Here is a 22,730-nt window from a genome sequence, read left to right on the forward strand (position 1 = left end):
ACCAGAAGATCGCTGCAGATTAATTTGGTTCCATGAGCGAGCACAAGACCCTAAAGGTCGCCTGATCTACCACTCTCATCTGCATCTTATCGACCATCCAGAAACCAACTTAACCGCCTTGGATATTCATTGGATCATCGATACCACAGTGGCACCAGGGTTCCAATGCCTCAAGCATCTACACCGCAAAATAGATCCAGCGGTTGTCATTAAACCCTGGAATAGGAGTCATCACGGCAACTATAACCTTAAGGACTACTACACCTATAAGTATCATCAGGATGCTGATCTGGTCTTGGACTACGAACGATCAGACCTTATCACGACTAAATAGAAGCAAACCAGCAATTCATCCTATGAGCACCCGAAATACCAATACCCCCTTTAAAACCATTAACTTCTATTTTGGCGAACAGCATCTGGACACCCTTGAGGAATTTGATGAACTCTCACGGGTACTCAAGCGATCCAGGACTGGTACTTTATCATATCTTTTAATCCACCATGCTTGGTATCACAAGCATAATCAAGTCTCATTAGGATAAGACAATGCGGTCACAAATGGATCACATAGAGGCAAGAATTAACTTCATCAAACAGCAACTGGATTCACTGGAGCACTACCTGCCAGAGACCTATCAGTTCTTGATGGAAGAAATGGATTCCCAGCAACGGAACCTAATAGAACTAAAAGTTAAAGACTTCTACAAGAACCTATTACTTGAGCACCAGAACCAGAACCCTGTCTTGCCGAACCAAACAATAAGTGACTCCAGTTCAAAAGACCCCTATGAGGTTAATAAATGAAACCAGAAGCACTCCAGCGGATTCTGGAGATTTACCGCAGTTCCCAATACCGCACCACTGGATCAGGTCGTAAAGTTCAGTGGGACGAACCAGGTGAAGATGATACTCCTGAAGTCCAACAGCACAATGCATTCTTGGCAAGGAGACTTAAACAGAAGCAGGATGCAAAAGAACGCCTCAAATCCAAAGGTGCTGTGCCCTCCAGAAATGGTAAACCAATCTTTGAAGGCAGCGGGGATGTCCAGCAGTTCGCACTATCCTTTCGTCGTCATTATTACTCAAGTCGCCCGATGCGGTTTAAGGAATGGATTGAGGTCGTAGCAGAGTTGTTGGACGACCTCTGAAGTTTATTCGTGTTTGACAGTTAAAAAACGGTTGGTACCATAACACTATAAAGTGTTACGGACGAGCATAAAAAATTTGGCGGAAATAATTTCCTGCCAGAACCTCATTCAATCAGGATTGCTCCATCAGAAGTTCCAGTGCATTCTTCTCCACTGCACCACCATCTTTGCTGATTCTAAAAACGGTGACACGATCATCCTTTTGATATGACCCACCGCTTTTCTTGGTGCTCTGATCAAGTCCTAATGCAACCCAGCGATTCCATCGTTCACCACTCAACCGCTGCTTGTCGATCAGACCGTTCTTATGGGGGTTGAAGAGATACCCATTTTCCTCCGCTACATCCTTGAGTAGACCCAGCAGAGTCGCATCGGTCTGACTGCACTGAGGGACTGATGAACGGGTGACAGCATAGAACTGCTCAGAGAACCACTCCTCGCCACTGGCAGACACCTGCTCAAGGATCTCCACCAGGGCGTCAAGCATTTCAGCACTGCCACAACGGCGAATGAGTTGTACCCGTTTGTAGGTCTCAGACTGCTCGTTGTGCTTCGGGAGACCCTTCTTCAGGTAAATCTGGATGCACTCAAAGATGAACTGGTAGAACTCGTTCCAGTCGTGCTCGCTCCATTCAGAACCGCAGAGTTCCATCCCACCATGAACATCAGCAGGAGTTTTGCCTTCGCTCTCAAGCAGTTGACGGTAGAAGGACGAGACCTCCACCAGGATCTGCCGCCTGCGATGGGAGATGTCTGATCCCTCCATCGGATGATTAGTCGTGATGACGATCTTGGGAGCACGATCTCCTGGAATCGCAATTGGGTTCTCCCGCATTCGGCGAACATAAAAATCACCTGTGATATGAGGAAAGATGCTTTCAAAACTGAACCGTTCAGAGGCATCATCAAAATTGACCAACTCATGTGCCTCTGTGACACCTGCAAGAGCAAAGCGATCTTCGGTGCTTCTCTTGAATGCCTTCCCGTTCAGCGAGATCACATTGAGCACCTCAGAGAGGCATCGGATCAGCAAACTCTTACCTGTCCCTCCGTTGCTCTTGCCGATATGGTTGTCATCCTCAAGGCGATCCATCAGAACAACACATTTCCGCTGACTCTCCTGATGAAAACGATGGCAGAGATATCCAATGACGATCTGCAACCGTTCAAATGCCTGATCGCTCAGAGCACCCTCGGCATCGCGTGACAGATTGGCGACGAAATCACGGAAATGGCGGTCTCCACTTCTGATCTCAAGGGCAGGCGTTAAATATTTTCTATGGGAAATCAGATCATTCCAGACATACGAGTTCCCAGGAAGCGACGAGTACGACATGATTTCTGTCACCTTGTCACTTGCTATTTCTACATAACCATTCAAAAAGAATCCAAAGGAAGAGGAATTATTGTCGCGGAGCAATGTCCTGCCTTCAATCCGCTGAACTGATAGGAGAACATCTTTGCCGTAAAACTTTGACTTCTTGAAGTGCATTAACTGATTGACCTTGGCATATCCTGCTTCATCCAGAACTTTGCGAACAAGTGACTCAAACTGCCTTGGATTGATCTTCTCAACACGATTTTCAAAGACGAAAACCATTGCCAATTCAGGGATGCCTTTAATTCCCTCTTCAGGCAGATTGTAAATCCCTACAGCGGGCAGGAAGTCATTGAGATAGCGGATAATGTTGGCATTGCTAAGTTCCTGAGGGTTGCCCTGCTCATCCTCATCCCAGAATCTGATTGCCCCATCCGTGCTGATGCGTAGAGCAATATCGGTTAAAACTTCAGAAGTCCATAAAGTGCTCATGATTATTTGAAATTCGTGCTTTCATGAGGCAATCTTAGTATCTTTGATCCTTATAGTCAAGATGCTGGCATCGGATACTGCGAATCTGCAGGTGACAAGGTGACAGTCGTATGCCAGTTACCGTTTTTGATCCTTCTGGATTAAACTGCTGCACAAGAAACAAATCGTCTGGGCGAATCTGTGCCCATGCCTTTTTGGCAGTTGCTTCTTCTTCCGTGAAGTGCATTTGAGGTACTGGAGCAAACGCAACATAGCAATCAGACCATCTTGCTGCTTTACAAATTACCCATCTTGGTCTATAATAAACCTATCAATATTTAATGATCATGAAAAACCTTCAGAACAAACTTCTCCGCCTCCCTGAGGTTAAAGCAACGACAGGACTTTCTAAGTCCTCCATCTACGCCCGCATCTCAGATGGGACCTTTCCGAAACAGATTCCGCTTGGACCACGCCTTGTGGTCTGGGTGGAAGCAGATATTCAAAACTGGATTTCTGAGCAGGTCTCAGCGGCGAGGGGGTAACACCCCTCTTTTTATGTCTCCAATCCGTTTTCAAGAAGCAAGTCACCCCAGCGGTTCATAAAGACAATCCGTTCATCAAGGAACTGCGCTTTGTCATATGCCTGACGGACCTTGCCAGGTGGTTTGTGCCCCATCTGCAGGTCAATGACATGAAAGGGCGTCTTCAAAATGTCCTGCCCGTAGGTCAGCGCCATATGCCTGACCCCGTGAGCAACGAATTTGCCCTGATACCCCATCCGCTTGATCAGATGATTTGGTGTCTCCAAGGCGATGTGCTCAGTACCCTTGCCCCTGGAACTCTGAAAGATGTAGGGCGAATGCCCCGTGATCGGTTTGAGGAACTCAAGAACATCGATCAGCGGTTGTGCCATTGGAATCAAGTGATCCTGCCTTGTCGAATCCCGACCCTTCATCCTCCTGGCGGGAATAGTCCAGATTTTCTGGACCCAATCAACCTCTGACCACTCCCCTGGCATCACGGCACCGACCCGCATAAAAGTCAACAGCAAGACCTTGACGCTGGCGAGGGCAATCAAATCTCCATTGCCCTTATTGCTGGAGAGATCCGCCAGGAACCCAGGCACATCGTTCCACTCCAACGACGGATGACTCTTGGTGACATGCCCCGAATGAGCGTGTCTTGAACTTCTGGCGGGGTTGGGGTCAGGAATCCATTCGTGATCAATGGCATAGGAGAACACCTGCCTGAGCACCCCAAATACCTTGTCGGACTGGTTGAGGGCACCCCTTGCTTCGATGGTGCGCTTGAAGTCCAGGCACTTGCTTCGGGTAATTGCCTTGATCGACCGCTTGCCAAAGACAGGCAGGATCTGGTTCTCCAACTTGTTCTTGTAGTCCTTGAGGGTGGTGGCGGCGAGTTTGCTGCTGGTGCTTGCCAACCACTCGTCTGCCGCCTTCTGGAAGGTCACAGCGCCCGTGCGCTGGATGGTCTGGCGCTGCTCTGACTTCAGTGCCCTGGGGTCTTCCCCCTGACGACGCAGCACATCCAGTCGTGCCCGCTCTTCCCGTGCCTCCTTGAGTGTCCACTGCCCAGGACCCTTGCCATAGGGACCGATCTGGTAGTCCCGCTGCTTGCCTTCCTTCCCAGGAGGGAAGCGGTGACGCCATACGAAGTAGCGCCCACCATTGGGGTAGACCTCGACAAAAAGGGCATCACCAGCGGATTCCCTATATTTCTTCGCCTGGGGTTGAAGTGCCCTGAGATCACTGTCTGTGAAAGGCATTTGAGAAATACCCCAACACTCAAATCATACCCCAACACGCAAGGGAGCATACCCCAACATTTCCCCCAACGAACCTTTTCGACCACCCTGGTTTTAGGCGGATCTACCTGGACCGCCTACACCACAAAACCCCAGATACAGCAAAGGGTCTGGACGAACCAGACCCTTTGAAAACTCTTGAGAAGCGGAGAGGGTGGGATTCGAACCCACGGAAGGTTTCCCTTCAAACGATTTCGAGTCGTTCGCTTTCGACCACTCAGCCACCTCTCCAAAGACCCTTGGGCCTGCGTCACTTTAAGGATCGGTCAGCCGAGGGCGGCCTGCAGGTATCCACTGGGACCGCTGGCCGCCCAGGCCGCTGGCAAGCCCGCCGGGATGGCGCCACTGAGCCACAGCCGCTTGGCGCCAAGTTCCTTGAGGTGGTGGCGCTCGCGGGCGGAGGGCGCAAAACCCAGCCAGACGCCATCAATTCGGCCGCGCAGCACGCTTGGCTCTGAGCCAGCGGCGGCCAGCTGCCGCCAGGCCCAGAGCGCCTGGCGGTCGGGCAACAGCAGCCAGCGCCAACGGCCCAGCTGCAGCTGAATGGCCCGGCTCTCGATCGCCACCGGTGCGGCGCTCAGCCCAGGGCTGGCCAGCCTTTGACCAGGCTGAAACGGCAAACTGCCATCGGCACTGGCCATCACCAGGCCCGCCTGCCCCTGCCAGCAGTGCGGCTGCTCGGGCGCCAGCGGATCTAGCAGTAGGGCCCAGTCGTAGCGCTGCACCCCCAGGCCCCGGGCCAGCTGGCTGGCCTGGCTGCAACTGAAGCCATCACCAGAACTGCTCACCAGCACCGCCCGGCCCTGGTGCCGCGCCACCAGCAGATCCAGCCGCCCCTGGTGCACCAGCAACAACTGGTCGCCGCTTAGCAAGCTGAACTGCACCGCCACCACCAGCGCAAGCAGGGCACCACCCAGCAGGCGCCAGCGCCGGGCCAGGGCAGGCCAGGCCAGCGCCAGCAGGGCCACAGTGAAGAGCAGCACCAGTCCCGGGGCGGGGCGCCCCAATTGCCACTGGGCCATGGGCAGCGCTGCGAACACCTTGACCACCGCCACCAACACATTGGTAAGCCAGGCCACGGGCGCGGTGGCCAGCGGTAGCAGCGGCGGCAGCAGCACCGCCAGGCATGCCAGGGCCATCGCCCCGAGGGTGAGGGGTGTGAGCAGGGGTGCCACCACCAAATTGGCGGGCACCGCGTAGAGGGGCACCACGCCGAAGTGCAGCAGCTGCAGCGGCAGGGTGTAGAGCGAGGCCGCCAGCGGCACCGCCGTGGCTACTGCCAACCAACCCGGCAGCCAGCGGCGCAGGCCCAGCTCCAGCGGCCGGGCCGACACCACCAGCGCAGCAGTCGCCACAACGCTGAGCTGGAAGCCCACATCGAGCAGCCAGTCGGGCCGCGCCAGCAGCAACACCAAGGCGCTGGCGGCCAGGATGCCCAAGGGCCTGCCGCGATATCCGCTCTCCACCACCCCCAGCGCCAGGGCCCCCATCAGCACTGCCCTGAGCACGGAGGGCTGGGGGCCTGCCAACAGCACAAATAGGCCCATCGCCGCCGCCGCCAAAGTGAGCCGCCCCAGCCGCGGCAAGCGCTTGCCCAGGGGCAGCACCACGCCCAGCAGCACAGACAAATGGAAGCCGGAAGCCGCCAGGGCATGGGATAGCCCCGCTGCCCGAAAGGCCTCGCGCAGCTCCGCCGGCACGGGCACCACGGCGCTACCGAGCACCAGGGCAGCCAGCACGCTGCCGTTGTTTGGGCCGGCATGCTGCACCAGCGCCTGGGCCATGCGGCGGCGCAGGTCTGCCACCGGCGTTGCCGCACGCTGCAACACTTCAAAATCCTGCACCTGCAGCTGGCTGAAGCTCCCCTGGCGCACCAGGCGCTCTGCCGGTGCGGCCAGCAGGGGATGGGGCGAGACCTGGGGGCGCCGCAGGCGGCCCTGCACCTGCAGGCGCCAACCCTGCTGCAGCTCCGGGCACTGACCAAAGCGGAGTTCGGTGCGACCCACAGGCAGCTGCAGCAGGGCCCGGCAGGCACCACCGCCACCGCTGGGCACCGGACCACCGCTAGGCACCGGATCACTGAGCAGAACACCCCGCAGCGTCAGCTCCAGTGGGCCACCGGCTGCCTCGAGTTGAAGCACTGGATCGCCGGCCGCCGGCTGGGGCGGCGTGAACGCCAGCCAGCCCACCCGCAGCAGCAGCAGGGCCAAAAGCAGGCCCCACAAAAGCGGCTTAAGGCGCAGCCTGGCTGCGCCGGCAGTGTCCGCCCCACCCCCACAACAGGCCACTGGCCACTCCACATGAACCCAGGCAGGGTTCCCACGCGGGCTGGGTTAGAGGCGAGGAATCTGCAGCAACAGCTCGCAGAGCTCCCGGCTCGGAATCTCCTGGCCCAGCAACGGTGCCACCAACTTGGCCACCGGGCGTAGGCGACAGGGCCACACGGCCCGCTCACTTAAGCGCCCCAACTGGAAGCTGCCGCCGGCCAGCACCACCACCAGCAAGCTGCGCTGCAGCAGCCTCTTCACGCCGCCACGGGGCGTTTGGCCTCAGGGAGCAGCGGAAAACCGAGGGCTTCCCTTTCGGCCAGCCAGGCCTCCGCCACCTGACGGGCCAGGGTGCGGATGCGGCCGATCGTGGCGGTGCGCTCCGTGACCGAGATCACGCCGCGGGCCTCCAGCAGGTTGAAGGTGTGGCTGCACTTGAGCACGAAATCCAGGGCTGGAGCGGGTAGCTGCTTGGCCACCAGATCTGCCGCCTCCGCCTCATAGATGGCAAACAGCTGCTGAAGCCGCTCGGGGTTGGAGGCTTCGAAGTTGTAGGCGCAGTGGCCCTTCTCAAATGGCAGCCAGATGTCGCCATAGGAGCGATTGCCATCCCAGCTCAGATCCCAGATGCTCTCCACATCCTGGAGATACATGGCCAGGCGCTCCAGCCCATAGGTGATTTCAATCGACACCGGCCGGCAATCGAGGCCGCCGCACTGCTGGAAATAGGTGAACTGGGTGACCTCCATGCCATCGAGCCAAACCTCCCAGCCCACACCCCAGGCGCCCAGCGTCGGCGATTCCCAGTTGTCTTCAACGAAGCGAATGTCGTGCTCCCGGGCGCGGATGCCCAGCGCTTCCAGCGAGGCCAGATAGGTCTCCTGGATGCCATCGGGGCTGGGCTTGATCAGCACCTGATATTGGAAATAGTGCTGGGCCCGGTTGGGGTTGTCGCCGTAGCGGCCATCGGTGGGGCGGCGACAGGGCTCGGGGTAGGCCACGGCCCAGGGCTCGGGCCCGATCGCCCGCAGCACCGTGTGGGGGCTCATCGTGCCGGCGCCCTTCTCGGTGTCGTAGGGCTGCAGGATCAGACAGCCCTGGTCGGCCCAGAAGCGGTTCAGGGTGCTGATGATGTCCTGGAAGTTCACGCTGCTGTGCTGGATCGTGGTCCCATTGTCGGTACCGGCAGCCCCTCAGGCCACCAGCTCCAGCAGACCCATCAGGCCACCAGCCAGGGGCCGATGCCTCACTTCGCTGAAGCCCGCCCGCCTCGCCAGCTGCTGCTGCTCGGAGCCGGTGGGAAACCGCTGCAGGCTCTCCTCCAGGTAGGCGTAGTGCTCGGGAATGCCGAACCGCTCGGCGGTGGGTACCACCAACCGGCGTAGATAAAAGCTCTGGAAGCTCTCTACCGCCCCAGAGCTGCGATTGAAATCAAGCACTGCGGCGCGGCCGCCGTCGCGCAACAGTCGCCGCAACTCCAGCAGGCCTGTCCCTGGATCAGCGAGGTTGCGCAGCCCATAGGCGATCACGGCCCCGTCGCAACTAGCGCTTGCCAAGCCAGTGGCCAGGGCATCCCCCTGCTGCCAGCTCACCGCTAGCCAGGGCTGGGCGGCTGCCCGACGGGCCGCCACCGCCAGGGGGGCAGCGGCCGCATCTATGCCGAGCACGCTTCCACCCGGCCGCACCCGGCCAGCCAGCACTAGGGCCAGATCGCCGGTGCCGCAACAAAGATCTAAAAGATGCTGGCCAGGCTGGGGCTGCAACCAAGCAATCGCCTGACGTTTCCAGAGGCGATGCAGGCCAAAACTGAGCAGGTCGTTGAGCTGGTCGTAGCGGGGCGCGATCTGCTCAAACAGCTCCTGAACCGCCTGTGGATCTCCGGGCCTAAAGCTGGCCATCCCAAGGCAACACAATCGAATCGAGACTTATGCCCGCATCCACAGCAGGCAAAAAGCTGGGGCTGGTGAAGGTGAGCACCATCACGGTGGCCAGGCCAACTGCAGCTGAGCAAACCATGCAGCCAGCCAGCATCAACGAAAATTCCCGGCGATCATTGGCGGCCTGCATCAGCTGCAGCGCCCAAGCAACCAGAGCCACCACAGCCGCCACCATGCCGAGGGCAATTGCGGTGGAGGCAGTAGATGGGAGTACGGGAAGGGCAGAAAACAAGTGCTGACCGAACCAAGTGAAGGTCTTTAGCCAATGTAACGAGCCTTAACAACTCAATGCGAGGGGCCGGATCGGCAAACCACGGCGCAGCAGCTCGGTCTTGATCTGCTCAACGCTGAGAATGCCATCGTGCAGCAAGGAGGCCAATAGGGCTGCTGAGGCATGGCCACCCGCCGGACCGGGATCGAGGGCCTCAGCGAGGTGGTCGATGCAGCCGGCACCGCCGGAGGCGATCACTGGCACCGGCACCGCATCGGCCACGGCGCGGGTGAGCTCCAGGGCGTAGCCCGCCTGGGTGCCATCACCATCCATCGAGGTGAGCAGGATCTCGCCAGCTCCGAGGGCCACCACCTGCCGGGCCCAGGCCACCGCATCGAGGCCCGTGTTCTCGCGGCCACCTTTGACGTACACATCCCAGCCCCCGCCAGCGCGGGCCCGGGCATCGATCGCCACCACGATGCATTGGCAACCAAAGCGCCCGGCGCCGCGGGCCACCAGCTCGGGATCGCGCACGGCTGATGAATTGAGGCTCACCTTGTCGGCGCCGGCGCGCAGCAGGACTGTGATGCCCTCAACGCTGCTGATGCCACCGCCCACGGTGAAGGGAATGGTGACCGCCTCAGCGGTGCGTTGCACCAGCTCCACCAGGGTGCCGCGGCCCTGATGACTGGCGGCGATGTCGAGGAAAACCAGCTCATCGGCCCCAGCGGCGCTGTAGCGACAGGCCAGCTCGACCGGGTCACCGGCATCGCGCAGCCCAACAAAATTCACCCCTTTCACCACCCGGCCATCGGCCACGTCGAGACAGGGAATGATCCGCTTGGCAACCATGGACTCGAGCTCCGTAGGGCACTGTTAAGGTTGCGCAACTTTCCAGTCGCGCCGGCCATGTCCCAGGCTGCCACCATCAACATCGGCTCGAAGGTGAGGATCACCCGGGTTCGGGATCGCATCTCGAGCAAAATGGTTGATTCCTTAAAGGCTGACTCCATCGGCACCGTGACCGGCTTCCGCACGGTGGATGGCAAGGGCATCGGCGTGGTGGTTGAACTGAGCGATGGTGAAGTCGCCTGGTTTTTTGACGACGAACTCACCCTCGCCTGAGGCCTAGGCCGTTGAGCAACAGCCCCAATCCCGAAGCAGCCAGCGGCGGCGGCGCCCGTCAGCTGCTCGGCATGAAGGGTGCCAGCGGCACCAGCAGCATCTGGAAAATCCGGCTGCAGTTGATGAAGCCTGTCACCTGGATACCCCTGATTTGGGGTGTGCTGTGCGGTGCTGCCGCCTCAGGCAATTTCCACTGGAGCATCAGCGAGGTGGGCGCCTCGATCGCCTGCATGTTGATGAGCGGGCCCCTCCTGGCCGGTTACACCCAAACGATCAACGACTACTACGACCGCGAAATCGACGCGATCAACGAGCCTTACCGGCCAATTCCTTCAGGAGCGATTCCTTTAGGCCAGGTGAAGGCCCAGATCTGGATCCTGCTGCTAGCAGGGCTAGGAGTGGCCTACGGCCTTGATCTCTGGGCCGGTCACACCACACCGGTGCTGCTGCTGCTTGCCCTGGGCGGCTCCTTTGTGAGCTTCATCTATTCAGCTCCACCGCTGAAGCTCAAGCAAAACGGTTGGCTGGGCAACTACGCCCTTGGCGCCAGCTACATCGCCCTGCCCTGGTGGGCAGGCCAGGCACTTTTTGGCCAGCTCACCTGGACCACCGCCCTGCTCACCCTGGCCTACTCCTTAGCCGGCCTAGGCATCGCCGTGGTCAACGACTTCAAGAGCGTCGAGGGCGACCGAGCCATGGGCCTGCAATCCCTGCCGGTGGCTTTCGGTATCGAGAAAGCCAGTTGGATCAGCGCCGGCATGATCGATGTGTTTCAGCTGGCGATGGTGGCCGTGCTGATCGCCATCGGCCAACACTTCGCGTCGGTGTTGTTGGTGCTGCTAATCATTCCCCAAATCACCTTCCAGGACATCTGGCTGCTGCGTGATCCAGTTGCCTTCGATGTCAAATACCAGGCAAGTGCCCAACCATTCCTGGTGCTCGGCATGCTTGTGACTGCCCTGGCAATCGGCCACAGCACCCTCGTTAGCTGAGGTGAACCGCCAGCCCCCCGCCACCGGCAGAGCTCCCCAGCCCCGCCGCACCAACCTGGTGGGAGTAGGGCTGCTTGCAGCCCTGATTGGCGGTGGCGTTGCCTGCGGCCAGGCGGCGCTAGTGGCGGGCTTTGACAGCCTGCTGCCCGACGCCCGCGGCATCAACCACTTCAACCGCCCAGGCACCCTCACCATCCTCTCGGCCGATGGCCAGGTGGTGCACAAGATCGGGCCAGTTACTCGCGAAAAGCTGACGCCCGAAACGATGCCGGCGTTGGTGCAGCAGGCTTTTATTGCCGCGGAAGACCGGCGCTTCTATCAGCACGACGGCATTGACCCGGTGGGTATCGGCCGGGCCATGGTGCGCAACCTGCGCAAGGGCTCGGTGGAGGAGGGGGCCAGCACGATCACCCAGCAGCTGGCCCGCACCGTATTTCTGAGCCAGGATCGCACCCTGATTCGCAAGCTCAAGGAGGCCGCCCTGGCCGGCAAGCTCGAGCGCCAGCTCAGCAAACCGCAGATCCTCACCGAATACCTCAACGTTGTTTATCTCGGCTCGAGCGCCTACGGCGTTGCCGACGCGGCCTGGGTGTATTTCACAAAAACCCCCGACCAGCTAACCCTCCCGGAAGCCGCCCTGATCGCAGGGCTGCCACCAGCTCCCTCGGTTTATTCGCCTCTTGTGAATCCCGACCTGGCCCTGGAGCGGCGGGCCGTGGTGCTGCGCCGCATGGTGGAGGCGGGCTTCATCAGCGTCAGTGAGCAACAGCAGGCTGAAGCGGCACCGCTGCAACTCAAACCAGCTGAACCCAAATACTGGGACAGCCGAGCCCCCTACTTCAGCGGCTGGGTGCAGCAGGAACTGCCCAAAGTGCTCAGCCCCGAGCAGCTCGAGGTGGGTGGTTTGACAGTGCGCAGCAGCGTCAATTTGGCCTGGCAGGAGAAGGCGCAGTCGGCGGTGAACACCTATGCCACCGGCAGCATGCAGGGCGCTCTGGTGGCGATGGAGCCCGGCACCGGCCTGGTGCGGGCGATGGTGGGTGGCACCGACTTCAAGGACAGCCAGTTCAATCGGGCAGCCCAGGCCCTGCGCTCGCCCGGCTCCACCTTCAAGTTGTTTGTTTATCTCACGGCCCTGCGGCAGGGGATGCTGCCGGAGCGGGTGTTCCGCGATTCGGCCCGCTGCTTCGCCGGCTACTGCCCCAAGAATTTCGGCAACCGCTACTTCGGTTCGGTGTCGATGGTGATGGCGCTGCAGAACTCGCTCAACACGGTGGCGGTGGGACTGCTTCAGGAGCTGGGCTTCGACAAGGTGATTGAAACGGCCAAGAACCTCGGCATCACCCGAGAGCTGGGGCGCTTCTACCCCCTAGCCCTCGGCGCTACCGAGCAAACCGTGGTGGACATGACCGCCGCCTACGCCGCCATCAATAACGGTGGTATCTACGTGAAACCAACACCGTTTGTGGAGATCCTCGGCCCCGATGGCGAGCTGCTTTGGAGCCGCCGGGTAGATGGCGATCAAGGGCGCCGGGCCGTCAGTAGCGACATTGCTGCCCTGATGCTGTGGATGCTGGAGCAGGCGGTGCGGTCGGGCACGGGCGGCGGCGCGGCCCTGCCAGACCGGCCGGTGGCCGGCAAAACGGGCACCTCAGAGGGGGGCCGCGACCTGTGGTTTATCGGCTCGATTCCCCAGCTCACCACTGGGGTGTGGCTGGGCTACGACGACAGCCGCACCACCAGGGACACCAGCGTGGTGGCCACCTACGCCTGGCGGGCCTTTATGGCACCGATCAGCAAGGACCTGCCAGTGCGCCAGTTTCCGCCCAAGCCGCAGCTAGAGGACACCTACCGGCGCGATAAGAAGCAAGCTGAGCGCCGCCGTGAACCGGCAGCCAGCACCGAAAGCTGGCGCGAGCCGGCACCCCAGCCGTTGGAGCTTGATCCCACCCCCAGTCTCAACGAGCAGCCCTACACACCAGACGCACCGGCCAGCCCTGCCGCGCCCCAGCCGCAAACACCAAGCCCCCCTGCTGCACCTAGCCCGGCGCCCGCCCCACCACCACCGCTGGAAGCCCCGCCACCCCCTGTGGTGGCGCCACCACCACCCCCTTAGGACTGCAACCGGGCGGCAAAAAAGCCGTCGCCACCACTGGCGGCTGGCCAGCGCTGCCAGCTCTGCTGCAGCTGCCAGCCGGGGTGGTCGGCAAGGAAGCCAGCGAGCAGCTGGCCATTTTCAGCCGGATGCACGGTGCAGGTGGCATACACGAGCTGACCGCCCGGCTTGAGCAGGGGCAGCAGGGATTCCAGCAGGGCCCGCTGCAGGGGCACCAACTCGGTGATCGATTCAGGGCTGATCCGCCAGCGGGCATCGGCGTGGCGGGCCAGGGTGCCGAGGCCCGAACAGGGGGCATCCAGCAGGATGCGATCAAACCAGCCGAGCCACTCAGGCTTCTCAGCCGCCAGGGCGGTGGCATCGGCGGCCAGGGTGTGGATGCACTGCAGGCCAAGGCGGGCGGCATTGACGCCCACCCGGCGCAGGCGCCCCTCGGAGCGATCCACGGCCCACACCTCACCCTCGTTGCCCATCAGCTCAGCGAGATGGGTGCTCTTGCCACCGGGGGCGGCGCAGGCATCGAGGATCCGCTCGCCGGGCTGGGGATCGAGCAGCAAACCCACCGCCTGGGCAGTGCGGTCTTGCACGCACCAGTGGCCCTCGGCGTAGCCGGGCAGGGCGCGCAACTCACCGCTGCGGCCCAGCAGCGTGAGGCCCCCGGGCAGATCCGGAAGGGGGGCCGCCTCGATCCCGGCGGCAGTGAAGGCCTCCAGCGCGGCAGCGGGGGTGGTGCGAAGCAGGTTGAGGCGTAGGTCGAGGGCGGGGGGTTGGTTGCAGGCAAGGCCGAAGGCCTCGGGATCAGGCCACTGCAACGCCAGCTCAGCGAGCCAGGCGGGCAGGGAATGGCGCAGGCCATAGCTGGCGGCGGGATCGCTGGGCAGGGGGCCCAGACCATGCCAGGGCTCAGGCCCGGCCTCCGCGCGCCGGCGCCCGCAGGCCCTAAGCAGGCCATTGGCCACCGGCGCCAGCCGGCCGAGTCCGCCCCGTTTCGCCAGCTCCACGGTGGTGCTCACCGCCGCAGAAGCCGGCACCCGGCTGCTGAACAGCAATTGGTAGAGACCCAGGTGCAGCAGCCAGCGCAACTTGGGCGGCTGGCGGGCGGCAGGAACCTTGCCGAGGGCATCGAGCCAGGCATCGAGCAGGCGCCGCTGGCGGATGGCGCCGTAGGCAAGTTCAGTGGCTAGGGCCCGGTCGGCACCTTCAAGGGGATGGCGCTGCAGCTCCCGCTCGAGCGCCACATCGGCGTAGGCGCCAGCGCCCACCGCCAACAACACCTGCCAGGCGAGCTGGCGCGGCGCCAGACCAATCGCGGGGGTTTCGGCTGGGGGGGCGAGTGCCAGGGAGTGGGGCGGCGATGGGCAAGGCTCCACAACTAGCGCGCAGGGGTGTGGCGGGAGGGGGGCGGTAGCGGGGAAGGTAGCGGGGAAGGCGGCTGGGGAGGTGGATGTTTTTTGCTAGTTAGCTAAGGAGAACTAATTGATAAACACACCTTCTCCATCCCCAGCTCCAGTTCCAGCCCGCCAACGGTGCTGGGCCAGGGGAAGCTGGCCGGCTGCATCTACGGGGATGCCTTCAGCGAGCAGCAGCTCACGCTGGATCCAGTCGCTGCCTTCACGGCTGGGGTTGAAGCTGATCTGGCCGCGGGCATTCACCACCCGCTGCCAGGGAATGGGCGACGGCAACGGCAGCCGCCGCAGGGCCCAGCCCACCTGGCGGGCGGCGCCCCACACCCCAACCAGCTCAGCGATCTGGCCGTAGGTGGCCAGCTGTCCGCAAGGGATCTGGGCAACGACGGCGTAAACCCGCTGATCAAACGTGGGGGCGGGAGCTTGCATCGAGCGCCGGGCGGGATGAAGCAAAGCTGGCTTGAGCTTGGGCGACCGAGTGTTGAACCCAGCCTAAAAACAAAAAAGTGACTGCCGAAGGTCGACTTGTCATGCAGTCGACTTGTCATTCGGGAGACTGGGCATTCGGGAGATGCCCGTGATTCCGCACCTCAACTAAGCCCGACGCCATGCCCCTGCTGCCCCGCCGCTTTGAGCGGCTCAAGGCCGTGCTCGATCGCCGCATGGGCGATCTCACCGTGGTGCTTGAGCACGTGGACAAGCCCCACAACCTCTCGGCGATCCTGCGCAGCTGCGATGCAGTAGGGGTGCTGGAGGCCCATGTAGTGAGCCTGGCGGGCCGCACGCCCACCTTCAATTGCACCTCTAAGGGCAGTGAAAAGTGGGTGCCGCTGCATCGCCATAGCGACGGCGCCAGCGTGGCCCTGCTGCGCCAACTCAAGGACCAGGGCTTTCGGCTCTATGGCACCCACCTGTCGGTGGAAGCGGTGGACTACCGCCAGTGCGACTTCACCGGCCCCAGCGCCCTAGTGCTGGGGGCGGAGAAGTGGGGTTTAAGCGCTGAAGCGGCGGCATTGGTAGATCAGCCGATCGTGATCCCGATGCACGGCATGGTGCAGTCACTGAATGTGAGCGTGGCCTGCGCCACGCTGCTATTTGAGGCGCTGCGTCAACGGCAGGCCGCCGGGGTGCTGCCACTCCACGGCGAAGGGGTGCCGGCCGGGCGCTACGACAACCTGCTGTTTGAGTGGGCCTATCCGGAGGTGGCTGCTTGGTGCCAGCGCGAAGGCCGCCCCTATCCAAGCCTTGATGCCGAAGGGGCCATCAGCGAAACCCTGCCCCGCACGATCAAGCTCAGGCACTGAAGCCCGGCTACTGATGCTGGGCTACTGATATCTGCGGGCACTGGGCAGCCACAGGGCCAAGCCGAGGGCCAGCAGCTCCAGGAAAATCTGGCGGCCGCCCAGCAGCACCACCGCCAGGGCAACGGCAGCGAGAAACTTCTGGAACAGGCTCCAAACGTCGTCGTCATTGGCGTTGCCGCTGCACCAAAGCGCCGTCGCTGCAGAGAGCAGAAGCAGATCCAACCACCAGGGCATGGCTATCCACAGGGTGACGGGACGTTCCCATTGTGGGGCGCCACTTGCAGGCCGTGTCCCCTAGCCCTGCAAGTTTGCAGATTCCGGCTTCGATCGGGGAGGTGGGCGAAAAGATGACGATCCTGGAGCCCAAGGCCGCGCGGCTCAGCGGCGAGCGGCAGATCAACGCCAAGCCCGGGAGCATCAAGAAACAAGCGAGCAAACGCCTAGATCCCGTGCAAAATGGCTAGCAAAACTCCATTTTGGCTGCGTATATGGCGGCAGTGCGGCGATTTTTGCAGCCACCTCCTGGCAGCTTCTTCCTTTTTGGCCCCCGCGGCACCGGCAAGTCGACCTGGCTGGCACAGGTGTTTCCCGAAGCCCTGCGGCTGGATCTGCTGGCACCGGATGTACTGAGGGCCTACCAGGCCCGGCCGGAGCGGCTGGCCGAATTAATCGCTGCCGCTGGCAAGACAGCGCACACGGTGGTGATCGACGAAATCCAGAAGGCCCCCCAGTTGCTCGACGTGGTGCATGCCCTGGTGGAGCAGCGGCGTGATCTGCGTTTTGTGCTCACCGGTTCAAGTGCTCGCAAGCTGCGCCACGGGGCTGCCAACCTGCTGGGCGGGCGGCTGGTGGCAGTGCACATGGGGCCCTTCATGGCTGCTGAGCTCGGCGAGGATTTTGATCTGATGCGGGCCCAGACCAACGGACTAGTGCCACTCGTGTGGCAGGCAGTGGACCCCCAGGCCACCCTGGCGGCCTATGCCTCGCTGTATCTGCAGGAAGAGGTGCAGGCAGAAGCCCTGGTGCGTCAGATCGGCGATTTCGCAAGGTTTTTAGAAGTGATCAGCTTTTCGCAGGGCTCATTACTAAACCTGGCAAACCTGGCCCGGGAAGCCGAGATACCCCGCAAAAGGGCTGAAAGCTATCTGGGAATTCTTGAGGATCTGTTGATCAGCTTTCGGCTGCCGGTGTTTCAACGGCGGGCCCAGCGGCAGCTGGTGCAGCACCAGAAGTTTTTCTGCTTCGATGCCGGAGTTTTTCGCTCCCTCAGGCCCCGCGGCCCGCTTGATGCACCGGAAGAGATTGGCGGCATCGCTCTGGAATCCCTGGTGGCACAGCACCTGCGGGCGCTCTGCCAGCTGCGGCCAGGAGGGGCCCAACTCAGCTTCTGGCGCACCCGATCTGGATTGGAGGTGGATTTCGTTGTGTATGGCCCAGACCTGTTTATGGCAATCGAGGTGAAACACAGCAGGCGCATCGATCGGAGCGACCTCAAGGCGCTGCGGGCCTTCGGCGAGGACTACCCGGAGGCAGAGCGCTTGCTGCTCTCCTTTTGCCCAGAACCGCTGCTGATCGATGGCATCCGCTGTGAACCGCTGGAAGCCTGGCTGAGGCAGCTGCGCCCCTGAAGGAGAAAGGCTTCTGCTCTGGGCTTCAGAATCTGGGCTTCAGGATCTGGACTTCAAGATCCAGTCCGCTGAGCGCTGCCACCGCTGAGCCAGGTCTCGAGCCCTTCACCTAAAAACGAAAGCCCCAGCACCAGCACAAACATGGCCAGGCCCGGGTAGAGGGCGGTCCACCAGATGCCGGTGGGCACGGCGGTGAGGGCCTGCTGCAGGTCGCCGCCCCATTCGGGGATGGTTTCGGGCAGGCCCAGACCCAGAAAGCCGAGGCCACCGAGCACCAGCACGGCATCGGCGGCGTTGAGGGTGAGCAGCACCGGCACCGAGGTGATCACATTGCGCAGCAAGTAGCGGCGCAGGATCCAGATCGGGCCGGCGCCAAGCGACTGGGCCGCCTCCACAAACAACTCGGCCTTCACCTGGGCGGTTTGGTTGCGCACCACTCGGAAGTATTGGGGGATGTAGACGACGCAAAGGGCGGCGGCGGCATTGGGCAGGCCCCGGCCCAGCAGGAAGGCCAGCACAACCGAGAGCAGCAGCACCGGCAGGGTGTAGAGGGTGTCCATCAGCAGCACCAGCACCCGATCCACCCAGCCGCCCAAGTAGCCACTCACCATGCCCAGCGGCACACCGATCAGCAGGGCGATCACCAGGGCCAGCAGCACCACCTGCAGGGCCACGCCACTGCCGGCAAGGGTGCGAACGCACACGTCGCGGCCCAAACGATCGGTGCCGCACCAGTGGCTCAGCGAGGGCTGGGCGTAGATCGGATTTTGCAAGCCGGCGTTGGGATCGGCCAGCCAGCCGGCATGCACCAGCAGCGGCGTGAGCAGGGCCACCAAGGCGTAGGCCACCACGATCACCAACCCCCAACGGGCCATGCGGGCCGAGAGGCTGGGGGCGCGGCGCAGCGATAGGAGCATGGCGCGACCTTACGCAGCTAGGCGGCGGGCGGCAACAGGCACAGATCCAATCCCTGGGGCTGAAAGCTGCGGAAATCGCGATCGAAGCTGATCAAACTCCAGCCGCCCGCAATGGCCACGGCAGCCAGATAGGCATCCATCCAGAGCTTGGGGGCCACCTGATCGACAGCGGCCAACCTGGCCCAGTGGGCCATCACCCCGGGCGGCTCCTCCACAAAGGCCACCTGCCGAAGCGCTAACCACTGCTCCAGTGCTGCCATGGCATCGGCATTGGTAGCTCGTTCCACACCGCACGAGCGAAACACTGCAGCCGTGCTGGCTAGTCGCAGAAAACTCTGCTGCGTGGCCCGACACCACAGCCAAGGGTCTGCGGGTGTGGCAGCCAAGAGCTCCTGGCGGGCGCGCTGATGACAGGGATGGCCTTCAAAGGTGGCGGCCAACCACACGTTGGTGTCAACCAGGGAAGCCGGCACGCTGCTGGTCCTCCGCCGCCAGGGTGGTGTGCTCGAGCTCCAGAAGCTCCTGCAGCGAGGGAATTTGCTGCGCCACAGCGGAATCGCGGCGGAACACCGGCAGGCCATCGGCCGCCAACTCAAGGGGACTGCCTGGCCGGGTTGCTGGCTTGGCACCCACCTGGCTCAATCCCTGGCGAATGAACTCGGCGACCAGGTCTTTAAAGGGGCGACCTTCATGCAGGGCGCGCTGCCTGGCCTGACGCAGCAGCGTGTCTGGCAAATCGATGGTGGTTTTCACGGTCGACGCCCTCAGCAGCCACAAAAGCCAGCTTACTGGCATGCCAGCAAGCATGCCCAGTTGACCATGCCCAGTTGACCATGCGAGCCGAAAGGCTTCCTTACCGAAAGGAGGCCTCCGCCCTAGGGTGGGATACCAAGGCCATTGGTGAGAGGGTGATGGAGGTCGCAACCTTTACGGCCAAGGGGCAAGTGACCGTACCCAAGGCGGTGCGTGAAGCCCTGGGGCTCCGGCAAGGGGATCAACTCAGCTGGGAGGTGGAGGATGGCTCGGTCCGCGTGCGGGCAATTGCTCCGCTCGACCTGGCCTACCTACGAAGCCTCGATGCCAGCCTTCAGGAGTGGAGCAGCCCAACGGATGAGGAAGCCTTCGCAGGGCTATGAAGCCGTTTGAACGTCATTCACTGGTTCTGGTGCCGTTCCCCTTCACGGATCGCGCCACCCAGAAGCGGCGCCCGGCGGTGGTGCTGTCTTCACCCGACTTCCAGCGCGCCTCAGGCCACGTGCTGCTGGCGATGGTGACGTCGGCCAAGCAATCCGCGTGGCCCCTGGATTGGACGATCCAGAACCACCAGGCCGCCGGCCTGCCCCAGCCCTGCCTGGTGCGCTTCAAGGTATTCACGCTGGATGAACGCCTGATCCTGAAGACCCTGGGACACCTGGCCCCGCCCGATCTCGATGGGGTCGCCGCCCAGCTGCACCAACTGGTGGACTGAGAACGACGCTGACGCTCGCGGCTAAGGTTGATGATTGATGCCTCACACCAGATGCGCACCACCCTGCGGCTGGATGACGACGTGCTCTCAGCAGCACGGGTGCTGGCTCGCGAACAGCGCCAACCCATCGGGAACGTGATCAGCGAATTGCTACGCCGCGCCCTAACCACCCCAGGGCCAGCAGATCCCGGCAGCCCGCCGCCGGAGCAGCGCAATGGGTTTCCGTTGCTGCCCCTGCAAACCAGCGGAGGCCCCGTGGATCTTGAGCTCGTCAACAGCCTGCGGGAGGACGGGGAGTGATCCCTGTTGCCCTGCTCGATGCCAATGTGCTGATTGCCTTGATCGACCCAAGGCATGTGCACCACGAGAGCTGCCACCGCTGGTTTTCCAGCCGGGGCGAAGCTCCCTGGGCCAGTTGTGTGATCACCCAGAACGCAGTCCTGCGCATCGTGGGACATCCCCGCTACCCGAATTCCCCGGGATCGCCGGCGGTGGTGAGCCGGATCCTGGAGGAGCTGGTTGGCCATCCGCAGCACCGGTTCTGGGCAGACGCCCCGAGCCTGCTGGGCCTTAGCCATGTCAACCCCCGGGCCCTGGTGGACTCGGGCCAGATCACCGACACCTATCTCCTAGCTCTGGCGGTGCAACAGGGAGGGGTGCTGGCCAGCCTCGACCAACGCCTCACCACCGTTGCCGTGGCAGGCGGGCAGGGCGCTCTCGAGCTGATTGGCACAGAAGCCGCAGGCTCCTAGCCACCAATCCTGCCAATCGTTCGATCCAATCGCAGCATTGGCAGGATTCAACGCCAGGATTGGCAGGCCTTGCCCCTGATTGAACTGACCAGCAGCTGGGCGCCCCCTAACCTCTGCCCATGCCCAGTGCCCGCCTACTGATCGTCGACGACGACCCGGAGCTGCGGGTCTTTCTGCGCACCGAGCTGGAGATCGAGGGCTACGCCTGCACGGAGGCGGCCAGCGGCCAGCAGGCGCTGATGCAGCTGCGGGAGAGCCGCTGGGACCTGCTGCTGCTCGATTGGACCCTACCGGATTTCAGCGGTGTGGAGATCTGCAGGCGCTTGCGGGGCAGCGACGACCAGACCCCGGTGCTGATGCTCACCGCCCGCGATGACGTGCGCGAACGAGTGGAGGCGCTCGATGCCGGCGCCGACGACTACCTCACCAAGCCCTTTTCGATCGAGGAGCTGCTGGCCCGAGTGCGGGCACGGCTGCGCAGCGCCAGCAAAGCCAGCAGCGAGCCTGAGACACTGCAATTGGCGGATCTGCAGCTCACCCCAGCCAGCCGGGAGGTGAGTCGGGGCGCCGAAAGCATCAGCCTCACCGGCCGGGAATTTGAGCTGTTGCACCTACTACTGCGCCAGCCCAATCAGGTGCATAGCCGCCAAGAGATCCTCAACGCGGTGTGGGGCGAGCAATGGGTTGGCGACGACAACGTGCTCGATGTGTATATCCGAGCGCTGCGCCGCAAGCTGGAGCGAGAAGACCGGCCAACCCTGATTCAGACCGTCCGCGGCGTGGGCTTCATGCTGAAGGAGGCTCCGCCAAAGGCTTGAGCAGCTCGCTCAGCCAATCAGATCCTGTGCCCAAGCCGGGAGTGGATCTTGGTGGCGCTGCTCAACGCCAGCGATGATCGTGGATACAGGCAAAAACGGATGATCGGCGGAGGAATTATCAACAAGCCGCACTTGATCGCAAAGGGGCAAGGAGACCTGGACATTGTTCAACAGACGGGGAATGCGGCTGATCACCTTTTCAGCCGGAACATGATGACCACCCTCTGAGATTCTCTGGGCGATCCGTGCCTGATTCAGGGAGGCGTTGTTGAGATGAATCAGCACCAAGATCACCTCGCAACCCAGTGCCTTGGCGCGGGCAACAAAATCGACCTTGGAAGGATGGGAATAGACCGTTTCAAAGCAGAAACTAAAACCCCTCAGCAGCAATAATTCGCGCTGCTGCTCAGCCAAGAGCGCCGCCTCAAGCCCATGGGCTTCCGGTGTATCCGGCGCGATGAGTTTGGCGAGGTTGTCGGCATTCACAAAGGGAAGACCCAGGGGCTCTAGGAACAGCCGATGAAAGGTGCTTTTGCCGGCGCCATTACCGCCCACCAGCAGCCATAGCTGTTTGCCAGAAACGACGCGCTCGCTCAACCCGGCTCCGGATCACAGGGAATGAAGATGCCGTTGCAAAAGCTGCCGGTACTGCGGCTGCCATCTGCTGCAATGCGCTCCAGCGCTCCGGGCTGAATTGCAGAAGCCTGGTAGCGGACGGCGGCATGACTCACCAAGTGGGGCAGCTCCCCGCTCTGCCTTGCCCTTTCAATGGCAGTGAATACCGCTTCTGGCGCCACGGGCTGAGCCACAACCGGCTCCACATGCAGCCGCGCCAGCCCAGCTTGCACATCCAGCAAGCTGTCGGGGTCAACAAAGCGAGAAACCTGCCGGCCGAGCGCTGCCCAGTATTCGATCTGCTCGGCGGCGCTGCGATGGTGCCGGGCACCTGCCTGGGTGGCGCTTTGCATCAGCTCCTCTTGCAGGCGCACCGGGGACGGGGATTTCGCCATGGCCCAGCTCA

The 22,730-nt window shown here is 62.0% G+C and carries 29 protein-coding genes and 1 tRNA gene; 13 read left to right on the forward strand and 17 right to left on the reverse strand.

What is annotated here, in order from left to right:
* Positions 1-803 precede the first annotated feature (803 nt).
* Positions 804-1,151 carry a hypothetical protein gene (locus KBZ22_RS06800; RefSeq protein WP_127431981.1) on the forward strand — a complete coding sequence of 116 codons (348 nt, stop codon included), beginning with the start codon at positions 804-806 and terminating at the stop codon, positions 1,149-1,151.
* Between the two features lie 112 nt (positions 1,152-1,263).
* Here the strand turns inward: KBZ22_RS06800 and KBZ22_RS06805 are convergent, their stop codons facing one another.
* Positions 1,264-2,961 (reverse strand): primase-helicase family protein, encoded by a 1,698-nt coding sequence (locus KBZ22_RS06805; protein WP_106502166.1) that lies wholly within the window; start codon positions 2,959-2,961, stop codon positions 1,264-1,266.
* A 326-nt stretch (positions 2,962-3,287) separates the two neighbouring features.
* Between KBZ22_RS06805 and KBZ22_RS06810 the strand changes: the two genes are divergently transcribed.
* Positions 3,288-3,485 (forward strand): AlpA family transcriptional regulator, encoded by a 198-nt coding sequence (locus KBZ22_RS06810; RefSeq protein ID WP_206603469.1) that lies wholly within the window; start codon positions 3,288-3,290, stop codon positions 3,483-3,485.
* Positions 3,486-3,496: 11 nt separating this feature from the next.
* Here KBZ22_RS06810 and KBZ22_RS06815 read toward each other — a convergent pair whose 3' ends face one another.
* From KBZ22_RS06815 to hisF, 8 genes are all read right to left on the reverse strand, one after another.
* A complete protein-coding gene (locus tag KBZ22_RS06815; RefSeq protein WP_106502164.1) occupies positions 3,497-4,729 on the reverse strand; it encodes a site-specific integrase in 1,233 nt (410 codons plus the stop codon).
* A gap of 185 nt (positions 4,730-4,914) precedes the next feature.
* Positions 4,915-4,999: transfer RNA gene (locus KBZ22_RS06820), tRNA-Ser, on the reverse strand.
* A 35-nt stretch (positions 5,000-5,034) separates the two neighbouring features.
* Positions 5,035-6,978 carry a ComEC/Rec2 family competence protein gene (locus KBZ22_RS06825; RefSeq protein ID WP_241518164.1) on the reverse strand — a complete coding sequence of 648 codons (1,944 nt, stop codon included), beginning with the start codon at positions 6,976-6,978 and terminating at the stop codon, positions 5,035-5,037.
* Between the two features lie 123 nt (positions 6,979-7,101).
* On the reverse strand, positions 7,102-7,296 hold the full coding sequence (locus KBZ22_RS06830; RefSeq protein ID WP_241518163.1) for a hypothetical protein: 195 nt from the start codon (positions 7,294-7,296) through the stop codon (positions 7,102-7,104).
* On the reverse strand, positions 7,293-8,183 hold the full coding sequence (glyQ, locus tag KBZ22_RS06835; RefSeq protein ID WP_106502163.1) for a glycine--tRNA ligase subunit alpha: 891 nt from the start codon (positions 8,181-8,183) through the stop codon (positions 7,293-7,295). Before glyQ ends, KBZ22_RS06830 begins: the two co-directional genes overlap by 4 nt.
* A 45-nt stretch (positions 8,184-8,228) precedes the next feature.
* The gene (gene ubiE / locus KBZ22_RS06840; protein ID WP_106502162.1) at positions 8,229-8,933 is read right to left on the reverse strand and encodes a bifunctional demethylmenaquinone methyltransferase/2-methoxy-6-polyprenyl-1,4-benzoquinol methylase UbiE; all 705 of its coding nucleotides are present in this window, start codon (positions 8,931-8,933) and stop codon (positions 8,229-8,231) included.
* Positions 8,920-9,204 (reverse strand): hypothetical protein, encoded by a 285-nt coding sequence (locus tag KBZ22_RS06845; protein ID WP_241518162.1) that lies wholly within the window; start codon positions 9,202-9,204, stop codon positions 8,920-8,922. Before KBZ22_RS06845 ends, ubiE begins: the two co-directional genes overlap by 14 nt.
* A 45-nt stretch (positions 9,205-9,249) precedes the next feature.
* Positions 9,250-10,035, reverse strand: coding sequence for an imidazole glycerol phosphate synthase subunit HisF (hisF, locus tag KBZ22_RS06850; RefSeq protein WP_106502160.1), 786 nt, complete (start codon positions 10,033-10,035; stop codon positions 9,250-9,252).
* Positions 10,036-10,092: 57 nt separating this feature from the next.
* Between hisF and KBZ22_RS06855 the strand changes: the two genes are divergently transcribed.
* Genes KBZ22_RS06855 through KBZ22_RS06865 form a run of 3 tightly spaced genes read left to right on the forward strand, consistent with a single transcriptional unit; the run spans position 10,093 to position 13,416 of the window.
* Positions 10,093-10,308, forward strand: a complete 216-nt coding sequence (locus tag KBZ22_RS06855; RefSeq protein ID WP_106502159.1) for a DUF2862 domain-containing protein — start codon at positions 10,093-10,095, stop codon at positions 10,306-10,308.
* 11 nt (positions 10,309-10,319) lie between these two features.
* The gene (gene chlG, locus KBZ22_RS06860; RefSeq protein ID WP_106502158.1) at positions 10,320-11,300 is read left to right on the forward strand and encodes a chlorophyll synthase ChlG; all 981 of its coding nucleotides are present in this window, start codon (positions 10,320-10,322) and stop codon (positions 11,298-11,300) included.
* A 1-nt stretch (position 11,301) separates the two neighbouring features.
* The gene (locus KBZ22_RS06865) at positions 11,302-13,416 is read left to right on the forward strand and encodes a transglycosylase domain-containing protein (protein WP_241518161.1); all 2,115 of its coding nucleotides are present in this window, start codon (positions 11,302-11,304) and stop codon (positions 13,414-13,416) included.
* On the opposite strand, the gene KBZ22_RS06870 is transcribed toward KBZ22_RS06865, so the two are convergent.
* Together KBZ22_RS06870 and KBZ22_RS06875 are read right to left on the reverse strand one after the other, a co-directional pair.
* Positions 13,413-14,756 carry a 16S rRNA (cytosine(967)-C(5))-methyltransferase gene (locus KBZ22_RS06870; RefSeq protein WP_255021517.1) on the reverse strand — a complete coding sequence of 448 codons (1,344 nt, stop codon included), beginning with the start codon at positions 14,754-14,756 and terminating at the stop codon, positions 13,413-13,415. The genes KBZ22_RS06865 and KBZ22_RS06870 overlap by 4 nt on opposite strands.
* Before the next feature lie 132 nt (positions 14,757-14,888).
* On the reverse strand, positions 14,889-15,251 hold the full coding sequence (locus KBZ22_RS06875; RefSeq protein WP_254960050.1) for an MGMT family protein: 363 nt from the start codon (positions 15,249-15,251) through the stop codon (positions 14,889-14,891).
* 179 nt (positions 15,252-15,430) lie between these two features.
* Here KBZ22_RS06875 and KBZ22_RS06880 point away from each other — a divergent pair, with 179 nt between their 5' ends.
* Positions 15,431-16,126 (forward strand): TrmH family RNA methyltransferase, encoded by a 696-nt coding sequence (locus KBZ22_RS06880; RefSeq protein ID WP_254993190.1) that lies wholly within the window; start codon positions 15,431-15,433, stop codon positions 16,124-16,126.
* A gap of 21 nt (positions 16,127-16,147) precedes the next feature.
* On the opposite strand, the gene KBZ22_RS06885 is transcribed toward KBZ22_RS06880, so the two are convergent.
* Positions 16,148-16,360 (reverse strand): hypothetical protein, encoded by a 213-nt coding sequence (locus KBZ22_RS06885; RefSeq protein ID WP_254960048.1) that lies wholly within the window; start codon positions 16,358-16,360, stop codon positions 16,148-16,150.
* Positions 16,361-16,413: 53 nt separating this feature from the next.
* Here KBZ22_RS06885 and KBZ22_RS06890 point away from each other — a divergent pair, with 53 nt between their 5' ends.
* A complete protein-coding gene (locus KBZ22_RS06890; protein ID WP_255021485.1) occupies positions 16,414-16,590 on the forward strand; it encodes a hypothetical protein in 177 nt (58 codons plus the stop codon).
* 45 nt (positions 16,591-16,635) lie between these two features.
* Positions 16,636-17,754: an ATP-binding protein gene (locus tag KBZ22_RS06895; protein WP_255021486.1), complete on the forward strand. Its 1,119-nt coding sequence runs from the start codon at positions 16,636-16,638 to the stop codon at positions 17,752-17,754.
* 53 nt (positions 17,755-17,807) lie between these two features.
* Here the strand turns inward: KBZ22_RS06895 and KBZ22_RS06900 are convergent, their stop codons facing one another.
* The 3 genes from KBZ22_RS06900 to KBZ22_RS06910 are packed head-to-tail and all read right to left on the reverse strand — an operon-like array spanning position 17,808 to position 19,424.
* The gene (locus tag KBZ22_RS06900) at positions 17,808-18,671 is read right to left on the reverse strand and encodes an ABC transporter permease (protein ID WP_255021487.1); all 864 of its coding nucleotides are present in this window, start codon (positions 18,669-18,671) and stop codon (positions 17,808-17,810) included.
* A 17-nt stretch (positions 18,672-18,688) separates the two neighbouring features.
* Complete coding sequence (locus tag KBZ22_RS06905) at positions 18,689-19,144, reverse strand: TA system VapC family ribonuclease toxin (protein ID WP_255021488.1); 456 nt, start codon at positions 19,142-19,144, stop codon at positions 18,689-18,691.
* Positions 19,125-19,424: a hypothetical protein gene (locus tag KBZ22_RS06910; RefSeq protein ID WP_255021489.1), complete on the reverse strand. Its 300-nt coding sequence runs from the start codon at positions 19,422-19,424 to the stop codon at positions 19,125-19,127. The genes KBZ22_RS06905 and KBZ22_RS06910 overlap by 20 nt, the downstream gene beginning before the upstream one ends.
* 158 nt (positions 19,425-19,582) lie before the next feature.
* Between KBZ22_RS06910 and KBZ22_RS06915 the strand changes: the two genes are divergently transcribed.
* The 5 genes from KBZ22_RS06915 (at position 19,583) to KBZ22_RS06935 (ending at position 21,709) form a co-directional block, all read left to right on the forward strand.
* Entirely contained in the window at positions 19,583-19,807 is a 225-nt protein-coding gene (locus tag KBZ22_RS06915) for an AbrB/MazE/SpoVT family DNA-binding domain-containing protein (protein ID WP_255021490.1), read from the forward strand.
* Positions 19,804-20,139 carry a type II toxin-antitoxin system PemK/MazF family toxin gene (locus KBZ22_RS06920; RefSeq protein ID WP_255021491.1) on the forward strand — a complete coding sequence of 112 codons (336 nt, stop codon included), beginning with the start codon at positions 19,804-19,806 and terminating at the stop codon, positions 20,137-20,139. The genes KBZ22_RS06915 and KBZ22_RS06920 overlap by 4 nt, the downstream gene beginning before the upstream one ends.
* Positions 20,140-20,190: 51 nt before the next feature.
* On the forward strand, positions 20,191-20,439 hold the full coding sequence (locus KBZ22_RS06925) for a CopG family transcriptional regulator (RefSeq protein WP_255021492.1): 249 nt from the start codon (positions 20,191-20,193) through the stop codon (positions 20,437-20,439).
* Complete coding sequence (locus KBZ22_RS06930) at positions 20,436-20,891, forward strand: TA system VapC family ribonuclease toxin (protein WP_255021493.1); 456 nt, start codon at positions 20,436-20,438, stop codon at positions 20,889-20,891. The genes KBZ22_RS06925 and KBZ22_RS06930 overlap by 4 nt, the downstream gene beginning before the upstream one ends.
* A 119-nt stretch (positions 20,892-21,010) precedes the next feature.
* Entirely contained in the window at positions 21,011-21,709 is a 699-nt protein-coding gene (locus KBZ22_RS06935) for a response regulator transcription factor (RefSeq protein ID WP_255021494.1), read from the forward strand.
* A gap of 9 nt (positions 21,710-21,718) precedes the next feature.
* Here KBZ22_RS06935 and KBZ22_RS06940 read toward each other — a convergent pair whose 3' ends face one another.
* Complete coding sequence (locus tag KBZ22_RS06940) at positions 21,719-22,306, reverse strand: zeta toxin family protein (RefSeq protein WP_255021495.1); 588 nt, start codon at positions 22,304-22,306, stop codon at positions 21,719-21,721.
* Complete coding sequence (locus KBZ22_RS06945) at positions 22,303-22,719, reverse strand: ParD-like family protein (RefSeq protein ID WP_255021496.1); 417 nt, start codon at positions 22,717-22,719, stop codon at positions 22,303-22,305. Before KBZ22_RS06945 ends, KBZ22_RS06940 begins: the two co-directional genes overlap by 4 nt.
* Between the last annotated feature and the right edge of the window lie 11 nt (positions 22,720-22,730).

The sequence above is a fragment of the Cyanobium sp. L1E-Cus genome (genome assembly GCF_024345755.1).
GTDB lineage: Bacteria > Cyanobacteriota > Cyanobacteriia > PCC-6307 > Cyanobiaceae > Cyanobium_A > Cyanobium_A usitatum.